This window comes from Bacillus sp. SRB3LM, assembly GCF_015712745.1.
Taxonomy (GTDB): Bacteria; Bacillota; Bacilli; order Bacillales; family Bacillaceae_G; genus Bacillus_A; species Bacillus_A thuringiensis_K.
On record NZ_VWVQ01000007.1, the window covers coordinates 120,905 to 133,397 of the forward strand.

Below are 12,493 nucleotides of genomic sequence, written 5' to 3' on the forward strand. Positions count from 1 at the left end.
TTATCTTTTTTAAATTGGCTCAATCAAAATCCGGGATTTTTAGAACTGCACCTGTATTCGCCGATGTTACCATTTGTGCATAACGTCCAAGCCAGCCAGTTTTCACTTTCGGTTCTGGTCTTTTCCACTCTTTTTTACGCTTATTTAATTCTTCATCACTCACTCTTACTTCTAACAATCTTTCCTCAACATCGATACAAACGATATCCCCTTGTTCAAGAAGCGCAATCGTTCCGCCCGCAGCTGCTTCTGGTGAAATATGCCCTACTGAAATACCACGTGAAGCACCCGAGAAACGACCATCCGTTAATAGCGCAACATCTGCACCTAATCCCATACCAGCAATCGCTGACGTTGGTGCTAACATTTCTGGCATACCAGGGCCACCTCTTGGTCCTTCATAACGAATGACAACTACATCTCCTTTTTTCACTTTCCCAAGCATAATGCCAGCAAGTGCCTCATCTTGTGAATTAAAAATAACGCAAGGTCCTTCAAAACGCTTTACCTCTGTTGCACCGCTTTTAATAACAGCTCCATCTTTCGCAAGGTTTCCTTTTAATATACGCAATCCTCCTTCCTCACTATGAGGGTTTTCAAGAGAGTGAATAACTTCCTTATCTTTAATCTCTGCCTCAGCAATATTTTCTCTTAATGTTTGCCCAGTAGCAGTTATTCGATCAAGATGAAGTACTCCTTCTTTCCGGCTCATCTCTTTCAAAATTGCACTAATCCCGCCCGCACGATCAATATCTTCCATATGCCAATTTGAGGCTGGACTTACTTTACATAAATGAGGTACACGTCTTGAAACTGCATCAATACGATTCATATCATAATCTAGTCCTGCCTCTTGTGCGAGTGCTAGCGTATGTAATACTGTATTCGTTGATCCACCCATCGCCATATCAAGTGCAAAAGCATCGTCAATCGCTTCTTCTGTTACAATATCACGCGGCTTAATATCTCTTTCAATTAAAATTTTCAATTTCTCTGCTGCTTGTTTAATTAACTCTTCACGTCTTGGATCAATTGCTAAAATACTCCCGTTACCAGGAAGAGCTAAACCTAACACTTCACATAAACAATTCATAGAGTTCGCGGTAAACATACCCGAACAAGAGCCACAAGATGGACAGCCATGATCTTCAATATCTTTTAATTCTTCTTCTGAAATTTTCCCAGATTGATAAGCTCCTACTCCTTCAAAAACGGAACTTAAATCAACAACTTCTCCTTTAGATGTTTTTCCTGCTGCCATCGGGCCGCCTGAAACAAACACAGTCGGAATGTTAATACGTAGTGCAGCCATCATCATACCAGGTGTAATTTTGTCACAGTTTGGGATACAAATCATGCCGTCAAACCAGTGTGCATTTACAACCGTTTCTACTGAATCTGCAATAATTTCACGACTCGGAAGAGAATAACGCATACCGATATGTCCCATCGCAATACCATCGTCAACTCCAATTGTATTGAATTCGAATGGTACCATACCTGCCGCGCGAACTGCCTCTTTTACAAGTTTCCCAAACTCGTTCAAGTGCTTATGCCCTGGAATAATTTCAATAAAAGAATTACAAATCGCTATGAAAGGTTTATCAAAATCTTCATCTTTCAAACCAGTTGCTTTTAATAAACTACGGTGCGGCGCTTTATCAAAACCTTTTTTAATCATGTCACTTCTCATCTTGTCAAATCCCCTCTTACATATTTTTCATTTATACTCTCTTACTCTATTTCCTTACTAATTCTTTCGGTGCATGAATCCAGCTCATCATTTCACGAAGCTCTACTCCCACTTTTTCTAATTGATGATTTTGTTCTGCTTTTTTCATTGCGTTATACGTCGGACGCCCTGCTTGATTTTCTAAAATCCATTTCTTCGCAAATTCACCTTGCTGAATTTCTGTCAAAACACGCTTCATTTCTTTCTTCGTTTCATCTGTAACAATTCTCGATCCTGTTACATAATCTCCAAACTCTGCCGTATCTGAAATAGAATGGCGCATAGTCGTTAATCCACCTTCGTACATTAAGTCAACAATTAGCTTTAATTCATGCAAACATTCAAAGTATGCAATTTCAGGACGATATCCACCTTCCGTTAACGTTTCGAACCCGGCCTTCACAAGTGCAGTTACCCCGCCGCAAAGTACAGCTTGCTCACCGAATAAATCCGTTTCAGTTTCTTCTTGGAATGTCGTTTCAATTACACCCGCACGTGTACACCCTACACCTTTTGCATACGCAAGTGCTACATGTAATGCTGTTCCCGTTGCATCCTGATGTACTGCGACTAATGCCGGAACACCATTTCCTTCTTGAAATACACGGCGAACGAGATGACCTGGACTTTTTGGCGCAACCATCGCTACATCTACATAACTTGGCGGATTAATTTGTCCGAAGTGAATGTTAAATCCATGTGAGAAAAGTAACATTTGTCCTTCACGAAGATTCTCTTCTACCTCTGCTTTATACACATGAGCTTGCTGTTCATCTGGCAATAACATTTGTACAACTTGTGCGGTTCGAACCGCTTCTGAAACAGACATTACTTCAAACCCATCCGCTTTCGCTACTTCATACGACTTACCAGGACGAACACCAACTACAACTTCTACACCAGAATCACGTAAATTTTGTGCTTGCGCATGACCTTGTGATCCATAGCCAACTACTGCAACAGTTTTCCCTTGTAATAACTCTACATTTGCATCTTTCTCATAATACGTTTTCATATTCCATACACTCCTTATAATTTATTTACTTGCAGAACATCAATTAATTTTTTCAACTGACTAACAAGTAATGTCGCTTCATTTTCAGTACAAACTGCTGTGAGTTTCATTTCAGAAACACCACTAGTATCTCTTTCATTTAAGTGTAAAGAAGAAATATAATAACCACGCCGAGCAAAAACCCCACTTATACGTAATAAGACACTTGGCTCGTTATGAATAACGAGTGAAAAAGTATGACTCATTCTTCCCACCTCTTCATAATCATTTCGTTATTCCCTTTGTTTGGCGGAACCATCGGAAATACGTTTTCACCTTCTTCTACACAAAAATCAACTACGACAGGACCTTCATAAGCAAAAGCTTCTAACATCACTTGTTTCGCCTCGGTTGAATTTGTTGCTCTTAATCCCTTCACTCCATAAGCTTCTGCTACTTTCACAAAATCTGGCGATCCAATTTTTGATTCTGATAAACGATTTTCATAAAACATTTCTTGCCATTGCCTTACCATCCCTAAAAATTTGTTATTTATAATAAATACTTTTACAGGGATGTTATTTTCAGCAATTGTTTGTAGTTCTTGAATGTTCATTTGAAAAGAAGCGTCACCTGCAATACAAATGACAAGTTCTTCTTTTTTAGCTAACTGAGCACCAATTGCTGCTGGAAACCCAAACCCCATCGTACCTAATCCTCCAGAAGTAAGGAACGTCCGAGGTTTTCTTGCTTTATAGAAGTGAGCAGCCCACATTTGATGCTGTCCTACTTCTGTTGTGACAATCGCTTCACCATTCGTTAATTCACTTACTAAGTTGATCACATGCTGTGGTTTTAACTCAGATTCTTTTTGCTTATAAGAAAGTGGATATTCTTCTTTCCATGTCTTTACTTTCTGAAGCCATTCGTCTGTTTGTGTATAAATAGACATATGTAACAACATGTGTAACGCTTTTTTCACATCACCAACAATCGGATGCTCTACAGTTACATTTTTATGAAACTCAGAAGGATCAATATCAATATGTACTTTTTTCGAGTGTGGAGAAAAAAGTTCTAATTTTCCTGTTACACGATCATCGAAGCGAACACCTAATGCAAGTAGTAAATCACATTCTGTTACCGCCATATTAGCAGCGTATGTCCCATGCATACCAAGCATCCCTAGAAACAATGGATCCCCCGGTGGATATGCACCAAGTCCCATTAAAGTTGAAACGACTGGAATACGGTTCTCCCTTGCGAATCCGAAGAGTTCATCGGATCCACCTGAATGAATGACACCTCCTCCAATATAAAGAAGTGGACGCTTTGATTTTGAAATTGCTTTAGCTACCTCTCTAAGTTTCATGCTGTCTGGTACAAGTTCTGGTTTGTACCCCGGAATATCAACTTCTTCATTAAAGAAACTGGTGACTTTTGCATTTTGAACATCTTTTGGAATATCGATTAATACTGGTCCCGGTCGTCCGCTTTTGGCGATGTAAAAAGCTTCTTGCACAATTCGTGATACATGATTTACATCACGAACTTGGTAATTATGCTTCGTAACAGGTACTGTAATTCCGACAACATCCGCTTCTTGAAATCCATCTTTACCAATTAAAGGCGTTGCAACTTGGCCGGTAATGACAACTAAAGGAATCGAATCCATATAAGCGTCTGCTAAGCCCGTAACTAAATTTGTCGCCCCTGGACCAGAGGTAGCAAAGACTACCCCGACTTTTCCAGAAGCTCTCGCATATCCTTCAGCCGCATGAATGGCAGCTTGTTCATGACGAGTTAAAACATGTTTCAAACCACTTTCGTATAACGCATCGTATACTGGTAAAATCGCTCCGCCTGGATAGCCGAAAATGGTCGTTACACCTAATTTCTTTAAACATTGAATCACGTGCCCAGCGCCTGTCATTTCTTCATACTGTAACTTCTCATACGCTGTATACTGCTGCTTCATTTCAATTAACTCCTCTCCTTATTTATGCTAAGCTTTCCGTCAGCCCGGGAACACGTACTCCTCTTTCTCTCGTTAATTTTTTAAATTCTTCAGTCAATTGTTTCGTTACATTTCCTGGTTTCCCATCTCCAATTTCTCTCGAATCAACTTTTACAACTGGAATTAACTCCGCTGCTGTTCCTGTTAAAAATACTTCATCCGCTACATATACATCATGGCGAGTGAATGGTCTTTCCTCACACGGAATACTCAGTCGTTCACATAGCTCGATAACACTATTTCTCGTAATACCTTCTAATGCTCCTAAATAGGATGGCGGGGTTAATACTTTTCCATCTTTCACAACGAAAACATTATCGCCAGAACCTTCACAAACATATCCTTGTTGATTTAACATAAGAGCCTCTAACACTCCTGCTTGTGCCGCTTCAATTTTTACAAGTACGTTATTTAAATAATTCATTGACTTAATACGTGGATCTAACGCGTCTGGCGTATTACGTCTTGATGCAACAGATACAACACTTAACCCATTATCATAAAATTCTTGTGGGAATAAATTTAATTGTTCTGCAATAATAATTACGCTCGGCTTCACACAACTTCTCGGATCGAGCCCTAAGTCACCTTTTCCTCTTGAGACAATTAAGCGAATGTAAGCATCAGCATATTCATTTTTTTGGAGTGTATGTAAAACCGCTTCTTCCATTTCTTCTACCGCCATTGGAATTGTTAGTAAAATAGATTTCGCTGATTCATATAATCGTTTCACATGTTCTTTTAAACAAAATACATTTCCTCCGTAACTACGAATCCCTTCAAATACACCGTCTCCGTATAAAAAACCGTGATCATAAACTGAAACAACTGCCTTTTCTTTTTCTACAAATTCCCCATTCATGTAAATGTACTGGTTTCCCATCTCACATCGCTCCTCTTTTTTCTCTATTTTTGCAACCTATTTCTACATCGATTGCTGAGATGAGTATTTTTAACAGAATATTCAGTATATAAACCTTAAAAATATACTCGTCTCAACAATCGATTACATACATACTTGTAGCGATCCATTGCTGAGACGAGGGAATCGTGGTACCACTCAGCTTCCTTATACTTCTCACGAAATATAAGCTCTGCAAGTCCAATTAGACTTTTGTTTTTCTATCGGGAACAACCCCGCTACTTTTTACTAGTTTTCAAAAGTAGTGCTCCAAGGTGATTTTCAATGAGTGAATCGTTACCACCCTCACAGCCTCGGGGCAGCTCTCTGAAACAATCTTTATCATTTACTCTCCTCTTCTACGCATTCTCTTCTTCTATTTTAAAAAATAAAAACTCTCGCCTCAGCAATCAACTACTACAATTTAGTAGCTTTGATTGCTGAGGCGAGAGTTTCGCGTTACCACTCAGCTTCCTTATACTTCTCACGAAATATAAGCTTTGTAGGTCCAATCAGACCTCCGTCCTTTTACCGGAGACGATGCCGCCGCCCTCTACTCAGTTTCCCTTTCGCAAGCGATGCTCCGAGGTGATCTTCAATGATTCGATTGTTACTACCCTCACAGCCTTGGAGTAGCTCTCTGAAACGATCATAATCATCTACTTTCCTCTTCTTTGCATATACAATATATAAAGTTAGAAAATTCTTAATTAACTTTTATTTGTTACACGTATTATAGGACGTTGTTCTTTTCGTTGTCAACATGTTTTTTCGAAAAAATCAAAATTCATTCTATTTATTTTTTCTCAAATCAAAATTGGAATGCATTACTTACATACACTCATATATTACTTAAGTATGTTTGCATTACTACATAAAGAAAAACTTATAAAGTTTATGAGGAGATGAGGAAACTATGTTAAAAGGGAAAGTAGCGTTAGTTACAGGAGCAAGCCGAGGAATTGGACGAGCGATCGCTAAACGTTTAGCAAATGACGGTGCATTGGTTGCTGTTCATTACGGTAATCGAAAAGATGACGCTGAAGAAACTGTTCATGAAATTCGATCAGATGGTGGCCAAGCTTTTTCTATCGGCGCAAATCTAGAATCCTTACACGGTGTAGAAAACCTTTATAACGCTTTAGATACTGAATTACAAAAGTGCACTGGTGAAACACAATTTGATATTTTAATAAACAATGCTGGCATTGGTCCTGGTGCTTTTATTGAAGAAACGACTGAACAATTTTTTGATAGAATGGTTTCAGTAAATGCAAAAGCTCCATTCTTTATCATTCAACTAGCACTACCACGTTTACGTGACAATAGCCGAATTATTAATATTTCATCCGCTGCCACCCGCATTTCTTTACCTGATTTTGTTGCATATAGTATGACGAAAGGCGCTATTAATACACTGACTTTTACACTAGCAAAACAGCTTGGAGCACGAGGAATAACGGTGAATGCAATACTTCCAGGATTTATTAAAACAGATATGAATGCAGAACTCTTGAGCGACCCAATGATGAAGCAGTACGCTACTACTATTTCCGCTTTCAATCGCTTAGGTGAAGTAGAAGACATTGCCGATACTGCTGCATTTCTTGCTTCTCCAGACAGCCGCTGGGTTACTGGACAATTAATTGATGTGAGCGGAGGATCTTGTTTATAAAAAACATATATTTTCAAATCTTTTTTATTGCGCAATAAAACAATTTATATAATACTATATAAAACATATACATTTAGGAGGATTACAGCAGTGTCCGAAAAAACATACGAACTCGCAACCTTCGCAGGCGGTTGCTTTTGGTGCATGGTAAAACCATTTGATGAACTTCCTGGTATTCATAAAGTACTTTCTGGCTATGCAGGAGGTCATGTAGAAAATCCAACATATGAACAAGTAAAAGCTGGAACATCTGGACATTTAGAAGTTGTTCAAATTACATTCGATCCTTCTATTTTTCCTTATCAGAAATTACTAGACTTATATTGGCCACAAATCGATCCAACTGATGATGGCGGACAATTCTTTGACCGTGGTCCATCTTATCGCACTGCTATTTTTTATCATACTGAAACACAAAAAGAGCTTGCTGAAAAATCAAAACAATCTCTTGCAGAAAGCGGTATGTTTAAAGATCCAATCGTAACTGCAATTCGCCCGTCTGCACCTTTTTATGAGGCTGAAGAATACCATCAACATTTCTATAAAAAGAACCCAGAGAAATATGCTACTGAGCAAAAAGAATCTGGCCGTGAAGACTTTATAAAAGAAAATTGGCAAAAAAAATAATAAAAACGCATCGTGCTTTTTTAGTACGATGCGTTTTTATTTTTGATAAAAGTACCATACAATGATGAGAACAACCGCTGTTAATGCCCAAAGCGCTACTTCATTTTTCACTCTACTCTTTTTCTTAGTCATTTCATCTCCTCCTAATAGCAATACAACGTATTCAAGATTTCCTCTGTTTCATTGTCCACCTTATATACATAAATACATCCTTACCAATCCTTATAACAAGACCACAAATGATTCCGATTGCAATTGAAATTATTAACATCTGTACAAAACTAAGAGTAGTTGTGTATGTTATGTAGATAACAATGCATACAAGTAAAACATCCGGTAAAGAAAGCAAAAACTTTTTAAGTATTTCTTCAGCTCTCCTATGTCTTATTTATCTCTTTTGCTGTAGCTTTGAAATAAAATTTATTTGAAAATCCCATTTAGACCTTCATTTTACAGAAAAGAATCCCCCCCTTTTGAAAAGGGATTCTTATGTACATGTTCTATTCCATAATTACTCCTAAAATAGAATAATATTACTAATGATTTGTTGTACATTAACTATTTGCCAGGCAATCGGATGTTGCGCCAACTACCTACATCGCATTGACCGTATGTATTATCACCTACTGCTACCACGGTGCCATCTAATTTTAGACCGACCGTATGCGCACAACCAGCCACTATCGCTACAATATTACGCCAATCGCTTACATTACATTGACCATACTCATTCCACCCGACTGCCACCACGGTACCGTCTGATTTAAGTCCGATTGTATGATTCGTACCAGCTGCTATTGCCATAATATCTTTCCAGCTGCTTACATCACATTGACCAAGTTTATTATTTACCCACTACCAATCTAATTTAAGAGCAACGGTATGACCACAACCCGCTGCTATCGTATCTTTAGACCACCGTTTCGCTTTTAACATTTCTTCTTCCGGTGAAATGTAATTCATATTTACCTCCTTCAAAATAAGCAACTATTTCAAAGAATATCTTTTATCAAACTTTATTTCATTATCAAGACCTAAATCGTAAAAAGTCATAAATAATAAAGAGTGATACATATTAGTCATCGATAATATGTATCACTTTTCACTACTTTTTCCGCAATCTCGCCCTTTAATGGAATAATAGATTACTTATAACTGGTTTGTTGAAATATTATAACCAAAATATTTTTGTTGACTGTGACACTGGTGTCATACTTTAGAATTAAGTTTGAACATCTGAAAGGAGGCATTTTCATTGAAGAAAAATGACCAAAGTGAGAAAGAACAAAATATCAGTCAAGTATCAAATACAGATGTATCTATGATGGAGAACCCGAACCGTTCACCTGTTACAGTTATTGGCTTGGGTCCGATGGGCCAGGCGCTGGCTGGTACATTCCTGATGAACGGCCACCCTACGACATTATGGAACCGAACTGCCGAAAAAGCCGATTATCTTGTTTCTCAGGGGGCGATTCTTTCGAATTCAGTTATCGCCGCGGTCTCTGCAAGTCCCCTGGTGATCATTTGTGTTCTGGACTACAATATCGTCCGTGAAGTCCTTGCCCCTGCGGGAGATGCCCTGAAGGGACGGACACTGGTGAACCTCACTGCCGACTCGCCCAAACGTGCCCGTGAAATGGCCACATGGGCTGCCCAACACGGAGTCGATTACCTCGATGGGGCGATTATGACCCCTACTCCAACCATCGGGACGCCTGCGGCTTCCGTCCTGTATAGTGGACCAGAATCCATCTTTAAGGCCCACCAACCGACCTTGGCAAGCTTGGGTGGCACTACTTCTTATCTTGGGGCGGACCCTGGCCGGGCAGCGGCATATGATGTGGCCCTGCTCGATCTCTTTTGGACATCCATGAGCGGTTACGCTCACGCTCTCGCCCTTGCCACTGCCGAGAATATTCCGGCAAAGGAGTTCGCTGTTTATGCCCAGGGTATCATAGGCATCTTGCCCGACATCATGGCTTATTTAGCAAATGAAGTAGACTCGGGTCACTACCCTGGTGACAAGTCCAATATCATCTCGGCCTCGGCAGGAATGGAGCACATCATCCATGCTGCTCAGCACCACGGCCTCGACGTCAGCGTTCTGAGTGCTGCAATGGCCGTAACCCAGCAGGCCATCAACGAGGGCTACGGAACCGACGGATTCTCTCGCTTGACCGAACTGCTAAAGAAACCGTCTGCATAACATCATAGTCTTCTGTAAAGATCCCGGATTCCGCCATAATCGCGGACTGGGATCTTCAATTATTTCGTTGTTTCAACTAAGAGAATTTCCATTTCTCATTCTTCTTTTATCCGTCATTTGCATGATTTGTTTTTCCAACCGATGCTTTACAACGTCCAATACACTGATTTGTCTGTTAATTTGATCCAGCTTCACTTGATAAGTTTCCAGCATTTCTTCACAAAATTCATAGTCTTCCGGACCATTATCCTCGCATTTCAATATTTCCTCAATTTGTCCCGTTGTCAGCCCCAAACCTAAATAAAGTTGAATAATTCGAATACGTTTGATGGCGGATTCATCGAACTCGCGATAACCATTTTCAAGGCGTACAGCGGTAATTAGATTTTTTTTCTCATAATGCCTTATGGATCGGATACTTGCACCTGTCTTTTTAGACAGCTCACTGATTTTCAATAGAAACGCCTCCCTATTAAATGTTCGAAAATCTTATCTTATAATATGACATTAGTGTTACGGAAAATAATAACATATAGGTTTTTGTTTCATTGAAGTTGTGACGTAAGTGATTCAGTTTTTCAAATAATCGTTCTAAAACTGATTGGGAGATACGGTTATAAGGTTTCGTTTTTGATTTCCGTTTATCTATTGAACTAATTATCCTCTAATAATCATAGTACAGTTAAATTTTTAATCTACTTCTTCAAAAAATAAAAACCTCCAGTTTAAGTACTAGAGGTCTTCCATTTTATTTCTTTAATCGCTCAATAAAATCCTGTAATTTATCAAGTGATTTCATGTTCTGATTACAAGCTACACCATCTTTGCAAATATAGTTTCCTTTTTTTACGAAAGTTCCTGGTACATCGCCTTTAATTTCAACTAAAAACATCCCAACTTCTTCATGTCCATGACATAACGAACAAATGCTTTTTTTATTTAAACTTTGGAACGTTCCTTGCAGACCAACAAATTTATTTTTATCATTTTTCGCTATAATAAATTTCCTGCTTGATCCCTTATCAATCCAGCTTAAATAAGATATTTCTTTCATATCTATTTCTTCCATATCAGGAAGTTTTAACTTTTTCGCTTTAGGAAACAATTTTTTTAATGTTTGTGCTGTAACTCCTTGAAACGGAATTACATACGGATTTATTTTCATTAAAAATGATTCTGCATCTTCTCTATTTTGAACTGTTAATACCGTATCAATTAACTCTTTCTGTTCATCCGTTAAATTCTCAAATACATGTATTATCTTTTCAATCGCAAGCGATTTTAACGCTTGAATTACACCTCTATCATTTGCGGTTGCATGCCCGTTTGCTAAAATATAAGCTTGTGATTTTATAAAATTATATTGATCACTTCTAATAAACGCTTCCATCTTTATCACTCCATACAAATTGTTGATCTAGTTTTATTGTATACAATGATTACGTTTTTTGATATGTAAAAGATAACTTAGAAACAAACATTACATATATCACTTATTCTCTACCGCTGCATTTCCTGACAAAAGAAGCCATCATCTGCTTTCCATTCCGCATATAATACGTCTTCAAATTTAGTAATTCCTTTTTGCTTTATTTGTTTATAAAGCCACCCTTCATCAAATCCTGCTTCCCTCAAATTATCCTTAACTACTTTCCCATCACTAATTAATGAAATTGGTAAGTATACAGGCTTATGTTTTAAACTTAAATCATTTATAGTAGGAGATTCGTATTTACTTTTTTTCAGAACGCTTATGTTTCCATTAGGTTCCAATATCATATATTCAACTTCTCGGATTGAAAATATATCTTTTTGTTGTCTTAACATTTGTTGTAATTGGTTAATATCCAAATGATTTGATTTTAATTGTTCTCTATCAATATGCCCATTACGAATGATAATAGAAGGGTATCCTTCAAAGAACTTTCTTGTCCTTCTAAATTTTTGTGTTATTGCTTCTATTGCGTAAATTAATATTACCCATACAAAAACAGCGTATAAAATAGACCATACTCTCACCTCAGGATCATATACAGTGTTTCCAACTAGTTCTCCGATTACAATCGCAGAAATAAAATCAAAAGGGGTTAGCTGTGATATTTGTGTTTTCCCTAATATTTTAGTAGCAATTAATAAAACAAAAAAACCAACAAAAAGTTCTATCGTTATTTGTCCAAGATGATTCATATATTTTCACCTTTCTGTAATATGAAATATAAAGTTTTTATTCCTATTCACATTTCTATACAATACTATTGCGATTCATTTTTTCTATTATCATGCCCATTCACACCCTATATATCCAATACATACAAAGCAAAAAGAGTCTAGTTCAAAA

At 37.9% G+C, this 12,493-nt stretch carries 12 protein-coding genes, 1 pseudogene and 1 other annotated feature; of the genes and pseudogenes, 3 read left to right on the forward strand and 10 right to left on the reverse strand.

Translation table 11 applies throughout. From position 1 onward, the window contains the following. Positions 1–19: 19 nt before the first annotated feature. From ilvD to ilvE, 5 genes are read right to left on the reverse strand one after another with little or no spacing between them, the layout of a single operon-like run. Complete coding sequence (gene ilvD / locus F3I02_RS05220; protein ID WP_001255812.1) at positions 20–1,693, reverse strand: dihydroxy-acid dehydratase; 1,674 nt, start codon at positions 1,691–1,693, stop codon at positions 20–22. A gap of 46 nt (positions 1,694–1,739) precedes the next feature. Further along, positions 1,740–2,747: a ketol-acid reductoisomerase gene (gene ilvC / locus F3I02_RS05225; RefSeq protein WP_000861145.1), complete on the reverse strand. Its 1,008-nt coding sequence runs from the start codon at positions 2,745–2,747 to the stop codon at positions 1,740–1,742. Between the two features lie 14 nt (positions 2,748–2,761). Continuing rightward, the gene (locus F3I02_RS05230) at positions 2,762–2,992 is read right to left on the reverse strand and encodes an ACT domain-containing protein (protein WP_002163928.1); all 231 of its coding nucleotides are present in this window, start codon (positions 2,990–2,992) and stop codon (positions 2,762–2,764) included. Beyond that, positions 2,989–4,704, reverse strand: coding sequence for an acetolactate synthase large subunit (ilvB, locus tag F3I02_RS05235; protein ID WP_163050970.1), 1,716 nt, complete (start codon positions 4,702–4,704; stop codon positions 2,989–2,991). The genes F3I02_RS05230 and ilvB overlap by 4 nt, the downstream gene beginning before the upstream one ends. A gap of 22 nt (positions 4,705–4,726) precedes the next feature. Continuing rightward, positions 4,727–5,626 (reverse strand): branched-chain-amino-acid transaminase, encoded by a 900-nt coding sequence (gene ilvE / locus F3I02_RS05240; protein ID WP_196477718.1) that lies wholly within the window; start codon positions 5,624–5,626, stop codon positions 4,727–4,729. A gap of 149 nt (positions 5,627–5,775) precedes the next feature. Further along, positions 5,776–6,015: a binding site (T-box leader), on the reverse strand. 545 nt (positions 6,016–6,560) lie between these two features. Here ilvE and F3I02_RS05245 point away from each other — a divergent pair. Together F3I02_RS05245 and msrA are read left to right on the forward strand one after the other, a co-directional pair. After that, positions 6,561–7,319, forward strand: coding sequence for an SDR family oxidoreductase (locus F3I02_RS05245; protein WP_000911806.1), 759 nt, complete (start codon positions 6,561–6,563; stop codon positions 7,317–7,319). A gap of 90 nt (positions 7,320–7,409) precedes the next feature. After that, on the forward strand, positions 7,410–7,946 hold the full coding sequence (msrA, locus tag F3I02_RS05250) for a peptide-methionine (S)-S-oxide reductase MsrA (RefSeq protein WP_001291891.1): 537 nt from the start codon (positions 7,410–7,412) through the stop codon (positions 7,944–7,946). Positions 7,947–8,109: 163 nt separating this feature from the next. Here msrA and F3I02_RS05255 read toward each other — a convergent pair whose 3' ends face one another. Both F3I02_RS05255 and F3I02_RS05260 read right to left on the reverse strand, forming a co-directional pair. After that, complete coding sequence (locus F3I02_RS05255; RefSeq protein WP_033672568.1) at positions 8,110–8,310, reverse strand: hypothetical protein; 201 nt, start codon at positions 8,308–8,310, stop codon at positions 8,110–8,112. 194 nt (positions 8,311–8,504) lie between these two features. Beyond that, positions 8,505–8,795: pseudogene (locus F3I02_RS05260) on the reverse strand (chromosome condensation regulator); the annotation flags it as partial. A 475-nt stretch (positions 8,796–9,270) separates the two neighbouring features. Here F3I02_RS05260 and F3I02_RS05265 point away from each other — a divergent pair. Then, positions 9,271–10,155 carry an NAD(P)-dependent oxidoreductase gene (locus F3I02_RS05265; RefSeq protein ID WP_050552471.1) on the forward strand — a complete coding sequence of 295 codons (885 nt, stop codon included), beginning with the start codon at positions 9,271–9,273 and terminating at the stop codon, positions 10,153–10,155. 72 nt (positions 10,156–10,227) lie between these two features. Here F3I02_RS05265 and F3I02_RS05270 read toward each other — a convergent pair whose 3' ends face one another. From F3I02_RS05270 to F3I02_RS05280, 3 genes are all read right to left on the reverse strand, one after another. Then, positions 10,228–10,611 carry a MerR family transcriptional regulator gene (locus F3I02_RS05270; protein WP_000703061.1) on the reverse strand — a complete coding sequence of 128 codons (384 nt, stop codon included), beginning with the start codon at positions 10,609–10,611 and terminating at the stop codon, positions 10,228–10,230. A 292-nt stretch (positions 10,612–10,903) separates the two neighbouring features. After that, entirely contained in the window at positions 10,904–11,545 is a 642-nt protein-coding gene (locus F3I02_RS05275; protein ID WP_163050968.1) for a FusB/FusC family EF-G-binding protein, read from the reverse strand. Positions 11,546–11,655: 110 nt separating this feature from the next. Continuing rightward, positions 11,656–12,342, reverse strand: coding sequence for a DUF421 domain-containing protein (locus F3I02_RS05280; protein WP_001015963.1), 687 nt, complete (start codon positions 12,340–12,342; stop codon positions 11,656–11,658). Positions 12,343–12,493: the final 151 nt, after the last annotated feature.